The sequence below is a fragment of the Pilimelia anulata genome (genome assembly GCF_014647895.1).
Taxonomy (GTDB): domain Bacteria; phylum Actinomycetota; class Actinomycetes; order Mycobacteriales; family Micromonosporaceae; genus Pilimelia; species Pilimelia anulata.
This window is the reverse complement of the sequence record NZ_BMQB01000004.1, coordinates 32,355-48,835: the sequence shown is the minus strand read 5'-3', so window position 1 is coordinate 48,835 and position 16,481 is coordinate 32,355. Positions and strand designations below refer to the sequence as shown.

The window sequence follows — 16,481 nt, the reverse complement described above, 5'->3', positions numbered from 1 at the left end:
CCGTCGGCTGTCGGCGCCCGCCGGGCGCGGGGGCCGCGTCAGGGCTGGTGGGGTGGGAGGAGTTGGGCGCTCGCCGCCAGGTGGGCCAGGCCCTCGCCGCGGCAGACCGCCACCACCCGGTCGCCGGGCGCGAGCACCAGGCCCGGGTCCGGGTTCCAGTGGCGCTCGCCGCCGACCTCCGCCGCGATCACCCGGACCTGCCCCGGCCGCGCCGCGGCGCCGACCGGCGCCCCGCTCAGCGGCGCCCCCTCGGCCACGGTCAACCGGGCGACCCGCAGCACGTTGCGGTCGACCGGGATCGTCGCGAACACCTCGCGGTCCTGCATCTGCGCCGCGAACATCGGGGCCGACACCTTGGCCACGCTGCGCGAGATCGCGATCCGGAACGTCCGCTGGACCCGCTCGGCGAAGTCCCCGTCGAACAGCCGCAGCACCACCCGCAGGTCCGGGCGCAGCGCGCGGGCGGTCAGCGCGGACTCCAGGTTCGCTACGTCGTCGGTCGACAGCACCACCAGCGCCCGGCACTGCTCGACCCGGGCGGCGCGCAGCACGCCCTCGTCGGCGGCGTCGCCGATGATCACCGGTACGTCCAGCTCGCGGGCCACGCCGACCCCGCGGACGGCCGGGTCCCGCTCGACCGCGACCACCTCCGCGCCCAGGTCCCGGAGCTGCCGGATCACCCGGACGCCCACGTGCCCCAGCCCGACCACGACCATGTGGTCCTGCCACGGGTGGCGCAGCCGGTGCGTCTCGCGGGCCAGCCGCACGCTGACCAGCGTCTCGACGATCACCGCGGTCAGCAGCGGCACGAACGCCAGCCCGGCCAGCGTCAGCACGAGCTGCGCGGCCTGCGCCGGCCCGCCGGCCGCCGGCTCGATGTCGGCGTTGCCGGCGGCGGTGAGCAGGACCAGGTACAGGCCCTCGAAGAGGTCCGGCACCCGCTGGGCCCGGGCGAGCACCGCGCCGGCCACCGCCACCGCCAGCACGCAGACGGCGAGCGCGACGGTCGTCCCGCGGCGCCCCAGCTCGCGCAGCGTCCACCAGGCGTCGGTGAACGGCCGCCGCCAGCGGCCGGTCCGGGCCAGCCGGCGCACCTCGCGGGCGGCGCCGTTGGACCGGCCGGGCGCCTCGGCGAGCACCAGGTCGGCGGCGGCCTCGTCCGCGGGCAGCAGGACCGTCCGGCCGTCCGGGCCGGGGGCGGCCAGCCCGCAGACCACCTCGCCGGGCCGGGTGTCGGCCCGCCGGGCGACCGTGAGGGTGCGGCCGAAGAGGCGGAAGTGCTCGGGTACGACGGCACCCAGCGCCGCGGCGACGAACGCCGGCGCCGCCATCGACGCGTCGGACAGCACCACGCAGTCGGGGATCAGTTCCCGGGTGCCGGCGGCGAGCTGGGAGTTGAACATGCGGATGGCCAGCCGTACGCCGGGGTTCACCTCGCGGGCGCACAGTGCGGCGTGCAGGTTCGCCACGTCGTCCGGGTCGGTGAGCGCCACGGCGTCGGCGCCGGCCACGCCGGCGGCGCGCAGCGCGGCGGCGTCGGTGCGGTCGGCCCGGACCAGCCGGACGCCCCGGATGCTCTCCACGTCCGCGGACCGGCGATTCCGCTGGCGCGGGATCACCGCGGTTATTCGGGCGTCACCTGTCTGCAACTCCCGGATCAACTCGTGGGCGAGCAGAGTGTCGCCGCAGACCACGAGTCGGGGCGCATCCTCGGGGCCGCGGCGGAGAGCGGGCGGCACCCGCCCGGCGAGGGCCCGCAGCGCGCGTTCGCGCCAGTCGTCAGTGGACATGGACAAATCATATGTTAAAGAACCATGCCGAAACGGGGCTCCACAGTGACTCGTTGACCGAAATAGACGAGTTCTCCTGCCGCGTTGGCGTGGTGCTGGCCCGGCGTTCACCGGTTCGCAGATTTGAATGGACTCCAGGATGGACAACAAGTTCGCGCGCACCAGCCGTTCGGTGGATGTCGCTGCCGACAGCCGCACCCCGGACATCCTCGACGCCCTCCTCAACCCGGTCGGCGCCCACCGGCTCCCCGACAGCCTGCCCGGCGTCGCCGCCCCGCGACCGTACGTCGGCGCCGCCCGCGCGGTCGCCAAGACACCGACCAGCCCGCCCGACCCGCAGCACCCGGAGGTGGCCATGAGCGAGACCACGACGACGACGCGCCGCCCGCTGGCGATCAGCGCGCGCAGCACGGCCGACGAGACCGGTACGGCCGCACCCGACACCGACGCCGCCGACGGGGCGGCCGCCGGCCGGGCCGAGGAGACGGCGGCCGGCGGGGCCGAGGAGGCGGCGGAGGCGCTGCTCAAGCCGGTACCGCTGGCGCCGCTGTCCGCGCCGGCGCCGGCGCGCGGGCGGGCCCGGGTGCCGCGGATGCGCGAGCCGGAGGGCATGCGGGTGGACCTGCTGGGCGTCTGGCACGCCAAGGACCGCCAGTCGCCGCTGCCGGCGGTGATCTGGGAGGAGATGACGGCGGCCCACCCGGAGCTGTTCGACGCGGCCGACCCCGACCGCGACACCAAGTAACCCGCCCGCGCACCACGGGGTGCCCCCGCTCACCGCGAGCCGGGGCACCTCACCATGTGTGCGATCAACACGGGGTGAAATACCGGGCATTCGGCGGCTCAGCCCATGATCCCCGAGGACGGCTGTGGAGCCCCCGGCCGGACTCGAACCGGCGACCTGCCGCTTACAAGGCGGCTGCTCTGGCCAACTGAGCTACAAGGGCACGGCTGCAAGGGCGTTGCAGCCCGCTCAGCCTACCCCGCCGACCGCCGCCGGGTGATCTCGGCGAGCGCCACCGCCGCCGCCACGCTCGCATTGAGCGACTCCACTTCGGAGGCCATCGGGATCCGGGTCAGCAGGTCGCAGGTCTCCCCCACCAGCCGGGACAGCCCGCGCCCCTCCGAGCCGACCACCAGCACCGTCGGGCCGACGGCGACGGCCAGGTCGTACACGTCGACCTCGCCGTCCGCGTCCAGGCCGACGACCGTCCAGCCGGCGCGCTGGCAGGAGCGCAGCGCCCGGGTCAGGTTGGTCACCCGGGCCACCGGGACCCGGGCGGCCGCGCCGGCCGAGGTGCGCCAGGCGGTCGCGGTGATGCCGGCGGCCCGCCGCTCGGGCAGGAAGACGCCGTGCGCGCCGAACGCCGCCGCCGAGCGCAGGACCGCCCCGAGGTTGCGCGGGTCGGTCACGCCGTCGAGGGCGACGAGCAGGGGCGCGGTCCGCTCGGCCGCCGCGGCGATCAGGTCGTCGAGGGTCTCGTACGCGAACGTCGGCACCTGGAGCCCGATGCCCTGGTGCAGCACGCCGCCGGTCATCCGGTCCAGCTCGGTCCGGGTGATCTCCAGCAGGGCGATGCCGCGGTCGGCGGCGGTCCGGACGGCCTCGTTGATCCGGTCGTCGATGTCGATGCCGTGCGCGATGTACAGCGCGGTGGCCGGGACCCGGGCCCGCAGCGCCTCGACCACCGGGTTGCGGCCGACGAGCAGCTCGGGCGCGTCCCGCGGCGGGGTCGACCGGCGGCCGGGCGCGACCCGCGGGCCGCGGGCGGCGCCGGGGCGGCCGGTGCCGGCGCGGGCGCCGGCGGTGGCGTCGCGGCCGCCGCCGCGTCCCCAGGTGGTGTCCTTCGTACCGGGCTTGCCGATCTTCGGCGCCCGGCCCTCGGCGTCGGCCGCGCGCCGCTCCTTCTCCTGCTTCCAAGCGGTCTTGGACGGCAGCTTCTCGGTGCCGGAGTACCCCTTGTGCCAGGGGCGCTCGTCGGCGGGCAGGGTGCGGCCCCGCCCGACCAGGCCGGACCGGTTCTTGCCGCCGGAGCCGCCGACGGCGCCCTTCTTCGTGGTGCTGCGCTTGCCGCGTCGCTGGGAGTTGCCCGGCATCAGTGCTCGCCTACTGTCCATCGGGGGCCGTGCGGAGTGTCCTCGACGATGACCCCGGCCTGCTTGAGCCGGTCCCGGACGGCGTCGGCGCAGGCCCAGTCCTTCCGGTCCCGGGCCTGTGCGCGCTGCTCCAGGGCCAGGGCCACCAGGCCGTCGACCACGGCGGTCAGGTCACTGGCCGCCTCGTCGCGCCAGGGTGCCGCCAGGGGGTCGGCGCCGAGGACGTCGAGCATCCCACGGACCGCCGCCAGCGCCGGCGCCGGGTCGTCGCCCGCGGCCAGGGTCGCGTTGCCCGCCCGGACGGTGTCGTGCAGGACCGCCAGCGCGGCCGACGTGTTGAGGTCGTCGTCCATCGCCGCGGCGAACGCGTCCGGGACCGGCGCCGGGTCGACCGGGCCGACCCGCTCGACGGCGCGGCGGATGAAGTTCTCGATCCGCTGGTACGCCACCGCGCACTCGCGCAGCGACTCGTCGGAGTAGTCGATCCGGGACCGGTAGTGCGGGGCGGCGAGGTAGTACCGCAGCTCCACCGGGCGCACGCCCAGCGCGAGCACGGCGGCGAGGTCGATGACGTTGCCCAGCGACTTGCTCATCTTGGCCTCGCCGAGGTTGAGCAGCGCGTGGTGCACCCAGTACCCGGCGAAGGGCAGGCCGGCGGCCCGGGACTGGGCGATCTCGTTCTCGTGGTGCGGGAAGGTGAGGTCGAGGCCGCCGCCGTGGATGTCGAAGGCCCCGCCGAGGTACCGGCGGGCCATCGCCGAGCACTCGATGTGCCAGCCGGGACGGCCGGGGCCCCACGGGCTCGGCCAGTACGCGTCGGCCGGCTCGTCCGGCTTCACGCCCTTCCACAGCGCGAAGTCGCGCGGGTCGCGCTTGGCCCGGTCGGGCCCGTCGCCGCAGGGCAGCATGTCGTCGGGCTGCTGGCCGGAGAGGGCGCCGTAGTCGGCGTACGAGCGGACGTCGAAGTACACGTCGCCGGAGCCGTCGGCGGCGGCGTACGCGTGGCCGCGGTCGAGCAGGTCGGCGATCAGCCCGTGGATGTCCGGGATGTGCCCGGTGGCCCGCGGCTCGTACGTCGGCGGGAGCACGCCCAGGGCGCGGTACGCGGCGGCGAGCTGCACCTCGTTGGCGTAGGCCAGCGCCCAGTACGGCCGCCCGGCCGCCGCCGCCTTGGCGAGCACCTTGTCGTCGATGTCGGTGACGTTCCGGACGAACGTGACGTCGTACCCGCGGTAGCCGAGCCACCGCCGCAGTACGTCGTAGTTCACACCCGAGCGGAGGTGGCCGACGTGCGGCCCGGCCTGCACCGTGACACCACACAGGTAGATGCCCGCCCGTCCGGGGACGAGCGGGGTGAACTCCCGCACGGTGCGTGCCGCGGTGTCGTACAGCCGAATACCCACGCGACCAGGGTACCGAGCCGGACCCGGACCCCGGGGTCCCGGCCACTTGCCAGATCGGCGGGGCCGCTTGCCGGCCGTTCACAGCGGATCCATTCTTGCCGATGTGAACAGATGGACTCGGCGAGCTGCGCTTTCCCTCCTGGTGGCGGTGGCGTTCACACCGGTTCCGGCGACGGCGACACCGCGGATCATCGGCGGCGTCGAGGTGCCGGACGACGCACGGTATCCGTGGATGACCAAGGTGTCACCGACCGTCCCGCGCGGGGTCGCGATGTGCGGCGGCACGCAGGTTTCCCCCGATGTGGTGGTCACGGCGGCGCACTGCTTCCGGGAGACCTCGCCGGACGGCCGGCCGTCCGGGATCGTGCTGGACATCGGCACGCGCGACCCGGCCGCCGCGGCCGGCGCCGGGCGGCAGCGGACCGGCACGGCGTACCGGTACGGCGGCGGGGTCAACCGCGGCGACTGGGCGGTGATCAAGCTGAGCGAGCCGTACCGGCCCGCGGCGCTCCCCCGGTTCCCGGCCACCGGGGCGCTGGACGCCGCGCCGACGCTGCGGGCGATCGGCTGGGGCATGACGGCGTACGCCGGGCCGATGCCGAAGCTGCTGCGCCGGGTGGACCTGCCGCTGGTCCCCGACGCCGACCCGCGGTGCGGGCAGGCGCACGACCACCCCGAGCAGCACATCTGCGCCGGCGGACGGGAGGCGCAGACGTGCCTGGGCGACTCCGGCGGGCCGCTGCTCGCCCCGCCGCCGGGGCAGCGGCCGGACGACGCCGGGCCCGGCGACTGGACGCTGGTGGGGATCACGAGCTGGGGGTACCGGTGCGGGACCGGCGGCGACCCGGCCCGGTTCACGCAGGTCAGCGTGTACGCCGACGAGATCCGCGCGGCGATCGCCGCGATCGGCGGCCAGCCCCCGGCCACCGCCCCCTGACCGCCCGCGCGGACCACGCCCCGCCGACCGCCGCCGCCGACATCGGCTGGCCCGCGGTCGGCGCGGGCCGGGTCGGGGGCCCGGGCCGCTGGGCCCGGCGGTGGACGTGGTGCCCGCGGCCGAGCGGTCCGGGCGCCGGTCGGCCCGCCCTCCCGGCCCGGCCCGCCCCTCGGCCCGGCCCAACCCCTCGGCCCGGCCCAACCGGTCGGGAGTGGACCGCGCCGGGCCCCGCAGCCCGACCGGATGGGTGCGGCGCGGCCCCGGTTCCGCCGGGGCCGCGCCGCTTGATCATGCGGGCGCTACGCTGCCCCGGTGAGCGACGTCGAACCGCCGCGGCGGGGCGAGACCGCGCAGACCCTGGACCGCGGCCTGCGCCTGCTGACCCTGGTCGGCGAGGCGCCGGGGCTCAGCGTCACCGAGGCGGCCGGCCAGCTCGGCATCGGCCGTACGGTGGTGTACCGGCTGATCGGCACGCTCAGCGCGCACGGGCTGCTGCGCCGGGACCGCGACGGCGGCCTGCGCCTCGGCGTCGGGCTGCTCCAGCTCGCCCGGCGGGCCCGCCCGCTGATCGCCGACGCCGCCCGCCCGGCGCTGCGCCGGCTCGCTGAGGACGTGGGCGCCACCGCGCACCTGACGGTCGCCGACGGCGCCGAGGCGACCGCGCTGGTCGTGGTCGAGCCGAGCTGGACCAGCATGCACGTGGCGTACCGCAGCGGCACCCGGCACCCGCTCGACCGCGGCGCCGCCGGGCAGGCGATCCTCGCCGGCCGGGCCGGGCGGCCGGGGCCGGTGATCACGGCGGGCGAACTCCAGGCGGAGGCGTACGGCGTGGCCGCGCCGGTCGTCGGGGTCGAGGGGCTGGACGCCAGCGTGGGCGTGGTGGCGCTGGGGCCGCTGGACCAGCGCACGGCCGCCCGCGCGGTCCTGACCGCCGCCACCGCGATCGCCGCTGCCCTCCGCTGACCCCGCCCGGCGCACGCGGGCGCCGGCGGACCGGTCGTCGGCACCGCCGGCCCGGAGCGCGGCGTCAACTCCCGTTGGCCGGCCGCGCTCCGGTCGCCGTCCACCCGGCCCCGTCGGCCGCCGGGAGGACCGTGCGCTGGAACCAGTCGTCGATCTCGGCCGCCCGGTCCGCCCCCGGCTCGCCGTGCGGCACCCACAGCGAGCCGCGCACCGCCCGCCCGCGCAGGTCCGCCGCCAGCTCCGCCGCGACGCCCCCGGCGTCCGCCCGCAGCACCGCGGCCAGGCCGGAGCAGGCGTGGGCGTACTGGGCCGCCGGGCGGAACACCAGCCGCTGCCCCGGCGCCCCCGGCTCGCCGCCGGGCGCGGCCACCGGCCGGAAGCCGAGCCGGGCGAGCGCGTCGAGGACCGCGTCGTGCGCCGGCAGCGGCGGTACCCGCAGCGGGGGCGGGTCGCGCCGGGCCACCGTCCGGTCGGCGACCACCTCGGTCCGCAGCACGACGGCGTGCCCGGCCAGCGGTGCGCCGTACGCCTCGGTGAACGGGGTGGACCACGGCAGCGCCAGGTCGAACGGCAGCGCGCACCGCTGCCCGGCGCCGAGCCGCAGCCGGGCGGCGACCCGCAGCCGGTCCAGCTCGACCGGGCCGCCGGGCAGCAGCGCGACGAGCGCGACCGCGACCCTGGCCACCTCGGCGTCGCGCCGGCCGCCGGTCAGCCGGACCTCCCCGGCCAGCAGCTCGCCCGGCCGCGCGGCGGGCGCGGCGAGGACGGTCGCGACCCGCGGTACGCCGACGCCGAGCGCGCCGAGCAGCCTCGTGAACACCATTGCCGATCCCTTTCGGTGGTCGACCGGGCGTCCGCGTCCGGGCCGCCGGTGGCGGAATGGCGCGAGTGCCGGAGAATAGCCGGACACCCACGAAAATGGCCGGACACCCCACGAACGCGAACAGGACATTCGGACACTAACCCGCGCAACCGTACGGTTGCCGTGAGTCGCCCCCACGGAGGACACCCGGATGCGCACGCTGCTCCGCATCGGCGAGCTGGCCCACCGCGCCGGCGTCAGCCCGCGCACGATCGACCACTACACGCAGCTCGGGCTGCTCACCCCGGCGGACCGGTCGGCCGGCGGCTTCCGGCTGTACCCCCCGGAGTCGATCGAGCTGATCAAGACGATCCGCACGGCCGAGGCCAACGGGATCAGCCTGGACCAGCTCGCCCGCGCCCTGGCGGTCGGGGCGGCGGCCACCGCCCCGACGCTGGACAAGCTGCACGCGGACACGGCCGCGCTGCAGGAGCTGCTGACGGTCGCCCCGCCGCACCTGGCGGGCCTGCTGGCGCTGCTGACGAGCCGCGCCCACGCGCTGATCATCACGGCCCTGCAACTGGCCGGCACGATCGGCTGACCCGCGCCCGCGCCGCAACCGCGCCGACCCGACCCGGCGCGACGCCTGCGGCGCCCCGGCCCAGCGGCCGGCGTCAGCGGGCCAGGGTGCGCAGCGCCGCCGGCAGGTCCGCGAGCGACGCCAGCGTCACGTCGGCCGCCTCGCCCGGCGGCGGGTCCGCGCCGGGCGCCGCCGGCGACGGCCCCGGCCGGCGGACCAGCGCCGTGCGCAGCCCCGCCGCCCGGGCCGGGGCGATGTCGTACGCCCACTCGTCCCCGACGTACAGCACCCGGCCCGGGTCCGGGCCGCCGGCCGCGGCGAGCACCGCGGCGAAGAACGCCGGCGCCGGCTTGGGCGCCAGGCCGTTGATGTGCGCGTACAGCTCGAAGCCGAACTGGTCGGCGAGCCCGCACCGGTACGCCCGGCTGTTGCCGTTGGTGGCGTACCCGAGCACGTGCGCGGCGCGCAGCTCGGCCAGCGCGGCGAGCACGTCGGGGTACGGGCGGGTGAGCCGCAGCCGGGTGGCGAAGTAGACGTCGGTCAGCTCGTCCAGCAGGTCCGGCCGGCCGATCCGCGCGCACGAGCGGCGCAGCGCGGCGCGGCGGATCTGCCACGGCGGCTGGCCGCGGCGGCGCGCCCACTCGGCCCGGGCGTCCGCGGCGAGGTCCGCCGCCGCCAGCGCGACCCCGCCGGCGGCGGCGTGCGCGACGACGGCGGCCTCGGCGCCGCGGATGCCGGGGACGAGGTCGAGCAGGGTCCCGTCGGCGTCGAAGACGATCGCCTCGACCGCCGGGCGGGTCACGGCCGGGTCATGCGCAGGACGTCCAGCGCCTCGTCCAACTGCTCGATGGTCAGGGTGCCGGCCTCGACGTGCCCGCGGGCGAGCACGACCGCGCGGATGCTGCGGTCGGTGGCCAGCGCCTCCTTGGCGATGGCGGCGGCCTCGTCGTACCCGAGGTACCGGTTGAGCGGGGTGACGATCGACGGCGCCCCCTCGGCGTACGCCCGGCAGACGTCCTCGTCCGCGGCCAGCCCGGCCACGCACCGCTCGGCCAGCAGCCGGCTGGCGTTGGCCAGCAGCCGGATCGACTCCAGCAGGTTGCGGGCCATGACCGGCAGCATGACGTTCAGCTCGAAGTCGCCCTGGGTGCCGGCGAACGCGACTGCGGCGTCGTTGCCGATCACCTGCGCGCAGACCTGCCGGACCGCCTCCGGGACGACGGGGTTGACCTTGCCCGGCATGATCGACGAGCCGGGCTGGAGGTCGGGCAGGCGCAGCTCGCGCAGGCCGGCGCGCGGGCCGGAGCCCATCCACCGGATGTCGTTGACGATCTTGTACAGGCCGACCGCGATCGTCCGGAGCTGCCCGGACGCCTCGACCAGCGCGTCCCGCGCGCCCTGCGCCTCGAAGTGGTCCCGCGCCTCGGTCAGCGGCAGGCCGGTGTCGGCGCGCAGCGCGTCGATCACGGCGGCGGCGAAGCCGGGCGGGGTGTTGACGCCGGTGCCGACGGCGGTGCCGCCCAGCGGCAGCTCGGCCAGGCGCGGCAGGACGGACTGGAGCCGCTCGATGCCGTACCGCACCTGGGCGGCGTACCCGCCGAACTCCTGGCCCAGCGTCACCGGGGTGGCGTCCATCAGGTGCGTGCGGCCGGATTTGACCACGGCGGCGAACTCGGCCGCCTTGGCGGCGAGCGCGTCGGCGAGCACCCGCAGGGCCGGGTCCAGGTCGCCGACGAGCGCGGCGGTGGCGGCCAGGTGGATCGAGGACGGGAACACGTCGTTGCTGGACTGGGACGCGTTCACGTGGTCGTTCGGGTGCACCGGCTGCCCGAGCGCGGCGCTGGCCAGAGTGGCGATGACCTCGTTGGCGTTCATGTTGGACGACGTGCCGGACCCGGTCTGGAACACGTCGATCGGGAACTGGTCGTCGTGCCGGCCGGCGACGATGTCGGCGGCGGCGTCGCCGATCGCCCCGGCGACGGCCGGGTCCAGCACGCCCAGGTCGGCGTTGGCCCGGGCGGCGGCGCCCTTGATCCGGGCGAGCGCGTGCACGTGGGCCGGTTCGAGCCCCCGGCCGGAGATCGGGAAGTTGCCCACGGCGCGCTGCGTCTGGGCCCGCCAGCGGGCGGCGGCCGGTACCCGGACCTCGCCCATCGTGTCCCGCTCGATGCGGTAGTCCTCGGTGGTCGTCACGCCCCCATCCTGCCGCCGATCCGCCCCGCCGACAGCGCGGATTTCGTCACACTCCCCCGCCGGGCTATCCCCCCGTACCGGGGTGTTCCGCGCATCCCGCCGCCCGCGGGCCGGGTTCAGTGCCCGGCGGCCGCACGCCCGGCACCGGGTCCGCGTCCCCCAGCCGCGGCGCCGGCACCGCGCCGGGCGCGGCCCGCCCGGCGGGCGGGGCGGCCAGGGCGGCCAGGCCCGCGCGGGCGCGGTCGCCCAGCGGCCGGTACCCGCCGGCCTCCGCCAGCGCCGCCCCCGCCGCGTACGCCGCCCGGGCCGCCGCCGCCCGCCCCAGCCCGCGCAGGACGTCGCCCCGCTCCACCGCCACCCGCGCCTGCCCCTGCCGGTGGCCGATCTCGGCGACCGTCGCCCCGGCGGTGTCCAGCAGCGCCAGCGCCTCGGCCGCCCGGCCCTGCGCCGCCCGCAGCAGCGCCAGCTCGATGCCGGCGAACGCGATGTGGAACCGGTACGCCGTCCGGCCCATCAGGTTCAGCCCCAGCGTGAGCAGCCGGTCCGCGGCGGCCAGCTCGCCCAGCTCGCGCCGGACCGCGCCGATCGCCAGCAGGGTGAACACCCGCGAGTGCAGGCCGAGCCCGGCGGCCAGGGCGAGCGAGTGCCGGTGCGCGGCCAGCGCCGCGGGCCAGCGCCGCTGGTACTGGAGCACTGTCGCGTACGTGCTCCACGCCCGCCACCGCAGCTCCGGGTCGGCGGCCAGCGCCGGGTCGGCGAAGGTGGCCCGGGCGTACCCGAGGGCGGCGTCGAACTCCCCCAGGTTCCGGTGCACCAGCGCCAGGCTGAGCCGGTCGTGCGCCGCCCGGACGATCAGCCCGGCCGACTCGGCCAGCCGCAGCGCCCGCCCGAACGGGCCGACCGCGGCGGCGTACCGGCCGCAGACGAAGTGGGTGGTGCCGATGACGTACTGGATCGCCTCCCGCCCGGCCGGGTCGCCGCCGGCCTCGACGGCCGGCTCGGCGGCCCGGGCGGCGGCCAGCACCTCGTCGACGTACCCGCGGAACTCGCACGGCCGGAACGCCAGCCGGACCAGCCGCCACGCCGTGTCCGCGTCGCCGTCGGCGACGGCCGCCCGGACCAGCGGGGCGAGCAGCGCCGCCTGCGGCGCGAACCAGGCCAGCGGGGCGGCGGCGACCGCGGCGACCAGGTCGGGCCGGGCCGCCGGGGGCGGGGGCAGGCTCGGCGCGGCCAGCGCGGCCTCGACGGCCGCGAGCGCGGCCAGCCAGAAGCCGCGCGCCCGGGCCCGGGCCGCCGGGCGCTCGGGGTCGGGCAGGGCGCCGGCGTACTCGCGGACCAGGTCGAGTTGCCGGTACCGGCCCGCCTCCGGCTCGCTCAGCAGGTGGTGGTCGACCAGCACCTCCAACTGCTCCTCGGCGGCCGCCCGGTCCAGGTCGGCGAGCGCGGCCACGGTCAGCGGGTCGTACGTGCCCAGCGGCAGCTCGGCCAGCAGCCGGAACACCCGCTGCGCCGGCTCCGGCAGGTGGGTGTACGACAGGTCCAGCGCGCTGCGCACGGTCCGGTCCCCGGCGGCCAGCTCGGGCAGCAGCGGCCGGTCCGGCGCGAGCCGGCGGGCGAGGTCGGCGACCGTCCAGCCGGGACGGTGGGCCAGCCGGGCGCCGACCAGCCGGACGGCCAGCGGCAGGTACCCGCAGCGGTCCACCACCTCGGCGGCCGCGGCCGGCTCGGCGGCGACCCGGGCCGGGCCGGCGACCCGGCCGAGCAGGTCGCGGGCCTCGCCGGGCTCCATCGTGGCCAGCGAGTGCACCCGGACGCCGTCCAGGCCGACCAGCCGCCGCCGCCCGGTCACGATCGCGCAGGTCGCCGTACCGGTGGGCAGCAGCGGCCGGACCTGCGCGGCGTCCGCGGCGTTGTCCAGCAGGACCAGCGCCCGCCGGTCGGCCAGCTCGGCCCGCCAGCGGGCGGCCCGGCCGTCGAGGTCGTCGGGCAGCACCTCGCCGGGCAGGCCGAGCTGGCGCAGCAGCACGCCCAGCGCGGCGGCCGGGGCGAGCGGCTCGCGCTCGCTGTGGCCCTGCAGGTCGACGTAGAGCTGGGCGTCCGGGAAGTCGGCGGCCACCCGGTGCGCGACGGCGAGGGCGAGCGTGGTCTTGCCGCAGCCGGCCATCCCGTCGATCACCAGGACCGCCGGCCCGGGCGCGCAGGCGGCGGCCAGCTCGGCCAGCGCCGCGCCGCGGCCGGTGAAGTCGGGCAGCGCCCGCGGCAGGCAGCGCACACGCTCGGGCGGGGCCGGCGGCGCGGGCGGGGCGTCCAGCGGCTCGCCGGCCAGGATCGCCCGGTGCAGCCGGACCAGCTCGGGGCCGGGCTCGACGCCCAGTTCGTCGACCAGGGCGCGGCGGGCGTCCCGGTACGCGGCCAGGGCGTCCGCCCGCCGCCCGCTCAGGTACAGCGCCCGCAGGTGCAGCGCGCGCAGCCCCTCGCGCAGCGGGTGCCGCGGTACCCACGCCGCCAGCTCGGCCAGCGCCGCGGCGGCGTGCCCGAGCCGCAGCGCGAGGTCCAGCGCCTCCTCGACGGCGGCCAGCCGGCGCTCGTCCAGCGGCCCGGCCAGCTCGGCCACCCGGGCGGCGTCCACGCCGCCGAGCGCCGGCCCGCGCCAGAGCGCCAGCGCGGTGCGCAGCCGCCGGTACGCCACCGCCGGCTCGGCACCGCGGGCGGCGGCGACCAGCCGGTCGAACCGGTGGACGTCCACACTGTCCGGCGGGACCCGCAGCCGGTACCCGGCCGGGACGGTGGCCAGCGCGTCCGCCGCGCCGGCCGCGGCCAGCGCGCGGCGCAGCCGGGAGATCGTCGTGTGCACCTGCGCCGGCGCGGTCGCCGGCGGGTCGTCGCCCCACATGAGATCGACGAGCCGGTCCCGGCCGACCGGCTGCCCGGCCGCGAGCAGCAGCGCGGCCAGCGCGGTGCGCTCGCGCCCGCCGCGCGGCGTGCGGTCCGCGCCGCCGGCGTCGGTGACCCGCAGTGGACCCAGGATCTCGAACCGCATTGCCCACCCTCCCCGGCCGTCCCGGGGGCAACATACTGCGCGCGACAGCCCGGTGACAGGCCCGCGGCCGCACGGAGTAGGGCGGTGGTAGCGGCCCGTGATAAAGGTGCGGCCGGTCGGTGATCGCCGCCGACCGGAGGTGCCGGGGCGGGCGCGGGCTGGCTATGGTCGGCGCATGAACCGCCCCCCGGCCCCCCGGCGCAGGCCGCCAGTCATCGCGCTGGTGGGGATCGACGGCGCCGGCAAGTCCAGCCACGCCGCCGCCCTGGCCGACTGGCTGCGCGACCGGGGCGTCCCGGCCACCCACTGCCGCAACCCCGGCGGGCGGGTGGCGCTGGGCCGGCTCGGCCAGCGGCTCGGCCGGCTCGACGCCGTCGACCTGCTCGGCCGGGGCGGCTTCGTCGCCGCCGAGGCCACGCTGCGCGGCCTGGCCATCGCCCGGTCGCTGCTGCGGGCGCGGCTCACCCGCCGGGCCGCGGTGATGGACCGGTACACGTACTGCCAGTACGCCGCCATGCGCGCCCGCGGGGACCGCGGGGGCCGGCTGGTCCGGGCCGGGTACGCGCTGTTCCCCGCCCCGGACCTCGTCTGCTTCCTCAGCGTCAGCCCGCCGGCGGCGCACCGGCGGATCACCGCGCGCGGGCTGGACACCGAGGAGCTGGCGTACCTGCGGGCGCTGGACGCGGCGTACCGGGAGCTGCCCGAGGCCACCCGGTTCCGGGTCATCCCGGCCGACGGGGCGATGCCGGAGGTGCTGGCGGCGCTGACCGACGCGGTCGCCGACCTGCTCCCGGCCCCCCGCCGCCCGGCCGACCGCCCCGGCACCCGCCGCCCCGCCCCGCGCCCGGCCGCCTGACGTCCCGCCGGCGCGCTCCCGCCCCGGCGCCGCAGCCCGCACCGACAGCCGGCCCGCTGCTCCGCCCGGCACCGCCGCGACCGGCCGTGCGGGGCGTCAGCGCAGGGCCGGGAGGACCTCGGCGCCGAGGCGGGCGATGTTGGCCAGCGTCAGCGCCGGGTCGCCGGCCGCCTCGACGAGCAGCAGCAGCCGGCGGGCGCCGCTGACCGCCAGCGACCGGCGCAGCACCTCGACGCAGTACGCCGGCGGGCCGACCGGGTGCAGGTCCAGCAGGCGCTCGGCGTACCCCGCGGGGTCGCGGCTGCCGCCCTGCTCGCCGTCCAGCCGCACGTACGCCCCGGTCGTCGCCACCCACCCCGGCAGCGCCGCGCGGACCGCGGCGACCGCCTCGTCCCGGCTGTCCGCCACGTACGCCAGGTGGGCCGCGGCGTGCGGCGCGCCGGCCGGGTCGTGCCCGTGCGCCCGGGCCGCCGCCGCCCAGCCGGCGAGCAGCTCGGCGTGCGCCGCCGCCGGGGCGTGCAGCCCCAGCAGCAGCGGCAGGCCGCGCGCGGCGGCCAGCGCGGCGGTGCCGGCCGACGTCGCCGCCACCCAGGTGCCGACCGGCCGGCGCGGGCGCGGTACGACGTCGACCGGCCGGAACGCGAACCGCGGCCCGGCGCCGCCCACCCGCGCGCGGCCGGACAGCCACGCGCCGAGCACGTCCAGCGCCTCGGCGAACCCGGCCGGCGCGTAGCCGGCGTCGCCGGCCCCGAACACCTCCAGGTCCACCCACGGCCCGCCGCGCGCCACGCCCAGGTCGAACCGGCCGCCGGACAGCTCGTCCAGCAGGACCGCCTCCTCGGCCAGCGCCACCGGGTGCCGCACGGACAGCAGGCAGGCGGCGGTGCCGACGCGCAGCGTCCGGGTGCGGCCGAGCAGGTGCCCGGCGAACGCGGTCGCCGACGGGATCACGCCGTACGGGATGAAGTGGTGCTCGGCCACCCACGCCCCGCCGAAGCCGGCCGCCTCGGCGGCGGCGCCGTACGCGAGGGCGTGCCGCAGCGCGGCCGCGTCGTCGGTGCCGGGGAACCGCCCGGCGAGCAGGAACACATCGACGGCGACCGGCGCGACCATCCGCGCAGTCTACGGCCGGGCGGGATGCCCGAGAATGGCCGAGTGCGGACCGAGTGGACGGTGTGGATACCCGTCAAGGCGCGGGCGGCGGCCAAGAGCCGCCTCGCCCTGCCGCCGCAGCGGCGCGCGGCGCTCGCCGAGGCGATGCTGCGCGACGTGCTCGCCGCGGTCGCCGCGGTGGCCCGGCCGGTGCTGCTGACCGGGGACCCGTACTGGCGGCGGCTGGGCGCACCGGTCCGGCCGACGCCGCCGGGCCTCACCGCCGCGGTCGCCCACGCCGTACCGGCGGCGGGCCCCGGGCCGGTGGCCGTGCTGGTCGGCGACCTGCCGGCGCTGCGCCCGGCCGAGCTGGCGGCGGCGCTGGCCGCGGCGGCGGGGCACCCGCGGGCGCTGGTGGCCGACGCCGCCGGTACCGGCACGACCCTGCTCGCCGCCGCGGCCGCCGCCGCGCTGCGCCCGGCCTTCGGCGCCGGCTCGCGCGCGCGGCACGGGCGCGGCGGCGCGGCGGACCTCACCGCGGCGGTGGACGCGCCGGGCCTGCGCCGGGACGTGGACACGCTGGCCGACCTGGCGGCGGCGCGGGCCCTGGGCGTCGGCCCGCACACCGCGCGCCTGCTCGCGGCCCCCGCCGCGGACGCCCGGCCGGGGCGCCCGGGCGCCCGGGCCGCGCCGGCCGGCGCGTTCCCCGCTCCCGAATGAGGGGGCGG

Annotated in this window: 14 protein-coding genes and 1 tRNA gene; 6 read left to right on the top strand and 9 right to left on the bottom strand. The window is 78.5% G+C overall.

Annotated features, from left to right (window positions below; all coding sequences use genetic code 11):
* Positions 1-38: 38 nt before the first annotated feature.
* Positions 39-1,790, bottom strand: a complete 1,752-nt coding sequence (locus IEY94_RS10360) for an NAD-binding protein (protein WP_189169911.1) — start codon at positions 1,788-1,790, stop codon at positions 39-41.
* A gap of 139 nt (positions 1,791-1,929) precedes the next feature.
* Here IEY94_RS10360 and IEY94_RS10355 point away from each other — a divergent pair, with 139 nt between their 5' ends.
* Positions 1,930-2,535 carry a hypothetical protein gene (locus tag IEY94_RS10355; protein WP_189169910.1) on the top strand — a complete coding sequence of 202 codons (606 nt, stop codon included), beginning with the start codon at positions 1,930-1,932 and terminating at the stop codon, positions 2,533-2,535.
* Between the two features lie 125 nt (positions 2,536-2,660).
* Here the strand turns inward: IEY94_RS10355 and IEY94_RS10350 are convergent.
* The 3 genes from IEY94_RS10350 to cysS all read right to left on the bottom strand — a co-directional run bounded on the left by IEY94_RS10350 (position 2,661) and on the right by cysS (position 5,290).
* Positions 2,661-2,737: transfer RNA gene (locus tag IEY94_RS10350), tRNA-Thr, on the bottom strand.
* 31 nt (positions 2,738-2,768) lie between these two features.
* Positions 2,769-3,887: a 23S rRNA (guanosine(2251)-2'-O)-methyltransferase RlmB gene (rlmB, locus tag IEY94_RS10345; RefSeq protein WP_189169909.1), complete on the bottom strand. Its 1,119-nt coding sequence runs from the start codon at positions 3,885-3,887 to the stop codon at positions 2,769-2,771.
* Positions 3,887-5,290, bottom strand: coding sequence for a cysteine--tRNA ligase (cysS, locus tag IEY94_RS10340; protein WP_189169908.1), 1,404 nt, complete (start codon positions 5,288-5,290; stop codon positions 3,887-3,889). The genes rlmB and cysS overlap by 1 nt, the downstream gene beginning before the upstream one ends.
* Here cysS and IEY94_RS10335 point away from each other — a divergent pair.
* Positions 5,214-6,227, top strand: coding sequence for a S1 family peptidase (locus IEY94_RS10335; protein WP_268244831.1), 1,014 nt, complete (start codon positions 5,214-5,216; stop codon positions 6,225-6,227). The two genes, cysS and IEY94_RS10335, sit on opposite strands and share 77 nt — an antisense overlap.
* A gap of 312 nt (positions 6,228-6,539) precedes the next feature.
* A complete protein-coding gene (locus IEY94_RS10330) occupies positions 6,540-7,190 on the top strand; it encodes a helix-turn-helix domain-containing protein (RefSeq protein ID WP_189169906.1) in 651 nt (216 codons plus the stop codon).
* Positions 7,191-7,254: 64 nt separating this feature from the next.
* Here IEY94_RS10330 and IEY94_RS10325 read toward each other — a convergent pair whose 3' ends face one another.
* Positions 7,255-8,013 carry a sporulation protein gene (locus IEY94_RS10325; protein ID WP_189169905.1) on the bottom strand — a complete coding sequence of 253 codons (759 nt, stop codon included), beginning with the start codon at positions 8,011-8,013 and terminating at the stop codon, positions 7,255-7,257.
* A 190-nt stretch (positions 8,014-8,203) separates the two neighbouring features.
* Between IEY94_RS10325 and IEY94_RS10320 the strand changes: the two genes are divergently transcribed.
* Positions 8,204-8,593: a MerR family transcriptional regulator gene (locus IEY94_RS10320; RefSeq protein ID WP_189169904.1), complete on the top strand. Its 390-nt coding sequence runs from the start codon at positions 8,204-8,206 to the stop codon at positions 8,591-8,593.
* Between the two features lie 73 nt (positions 8,594-8,666).
* On the opposite strand, the gene IEY94_RS10315 is transcribed toward IEY94_RS10320, so the two are convergent.
* The 3 genes from IEY94_RS10315 to IEY94_RS10305 all read right to left on the bottom strand — a co-directional run bounded on the left by IEY94_RS10315 (position 8,667) and on the right by IEY94_RS10305 (position 13,805).
* Positions 8,667-9,374 carry an HAD family hydrolase gene (locus IEY94_RS10315; RefSeq protein WP_189169903.1) on the bottom strand — a complete coding sequence of 236 codons (708 nt, stop codon included), beginning with the start codon at positions 9,372-9,374 and terminating at the stop codon, positions 8,667-8,669.
* Positions 9,371-10,726, bottom strand: coding sequence for a class II fumarate hydratase (locus IEY94_RS10310; RefSeq protein ID WP_229783676.1), 1,356 nt, complete (start codon positions 10,724-10,726; stop codon positions 9,371-9,373). Before IEY94_RS10310 ends, IEY94_RS10315 begins: the two co-directional genes overlap by 4 nt.
* Before the next feature lie 103 nt (positions 10,727-10,829).
* Positions 10,830-13,805 (bottom strand): AfsR/SARP family transcriptional regulator, encoded by a 2,976-nt coding sequence (locus IEY94_RS10305; RefSeq protein WP_189169901.1) that lies wholly within the window; start codon positions 13,803-13,805, stop codon positions 10,830-10,832.
* A 175-nt stretch (positions 13,806-13,980) separates the two neighbouring features.
* Here IEY94_RS10305 and IEY94_RS10300 point away from each other — a divergent pair, with 175 nt between their 5' ends.
* Complete coding sequence (locus IEY94_RS10300; RefSeq protein ID WP_189169900.1) at positions 13,981-14,661, top strand: dTMP kinase; 681 nt, start codon at positions 13,981-13,983, stop codon at positions 14,659-14,661.
* A gap of 96 nt (positions 14,662-14,757) precedes the next feature.
* On the opposite strand, the gene IEY94_RS10295 is transcribed toward IEY94_RS10300, so the two are convergent.
* Entirely contained in the window at positions 14,758-15,774 is a 1,017-nt protein-coding gene (locus tag IEY94_RS10295) for an LLM class flavin-dependent oxidoreductase (RefSeq protein WP_189169899.1), read from the bottom strand.
* 42 nt (positions 15,775-15,816) lie between these two features.
* Here IEY94_RS10295 and cofC point away from each other — a divergent pair, with 42 nt between their 5' ends.
* A complete protein-coding gene (cofC, locus tag IEY94_RS10290; protein ID WP_189169898.1) occupies positions 15,817-16,473 on the top strand; it encodes a 2-phospho-L-lactate guanylyltransferase in 657 nt (218 codons plus the stop codon).
* The last annotated feature ends 8 nt before the right edge of the window (positions 16,474-16,481 follow it).

Excerpts from the sequence above, each read along its gene's own strand:
- IEY94_RS10360 (WP_189169911.1), bottom strand. The coding sequence starts at position 1,790 with ATGTCCACTGACGACTGGCGCGAACGCGCGCTGCGGGCCCTCGCCGGG.
- IEY94_RS10355 (WP_189169910.1), top strand. The coding sequence starts at position 1,930 with ATGGACAACAAGTTCGCGCGCACCAGCCGTTCGGTGGATGTCGCTGCC.
- rlmB (WP_189169909.1), bottom strand. The coding sequence starts at position 3,887 with ATGCCGGGCAACTCCCAGCGACGCGGCAAGCGCAGCACCACGAAGAAG.
- IEY94_RS10335 (WP_268244831.1), top strand. The coding sequence starts at position 5,214 with ATGCCCGCCCGTCCGGGGACGAGCGGGGTGAACTCCCGCACGGTGCGT.
- IEY94_RS10325 (WP_189169905.1), bottom strand. The coding sequence starts at position 8,013 with ATGGTGTTCACGAGGCTGCTCGGCGCGCTCGGCGTCGGCGTACCGCGG.
- IEY94_RS10320 (WP_189169904.1), top strand. The coding sequence starts at position 8,204 with ATGCGCACGCTGCTCCGCATCGGCGAGCTGGCCCACCGCGCCGGCGTC.
- IEY94_RS10310 (WP_229783676.1), bottom strand. The coding sequence starts at position 10,726 with ATGGGCGAGGTCCGGGTACCGGCCGCCGCCCGCTGGCGGGCCCAGACG.
- IEY94_RS10305 (WP_189169901.1), bottom strand. The coding sequence starts at position 13,805 with ATGCGGTTCGAGATCCTGGGTCCACTGCGGGTCACCGACGCCGGCGGC.
- IEY94_RS10300 (WP_189169900.1), top strand. The coding sequence starts at position 13,981 with ATGAACCGCCCCCCGGCCCCCCGGCGCAGGCCGCCAGTCATCGCGCTG.
- IEY94_RS10295 (WP_189169899.1), bottom strand. The coding sequence starts at position 15,774 with ATGGTCGCGCCGGTCGCCGTCGATGTGTTCCTGCTCGCCGGGCGGTTC.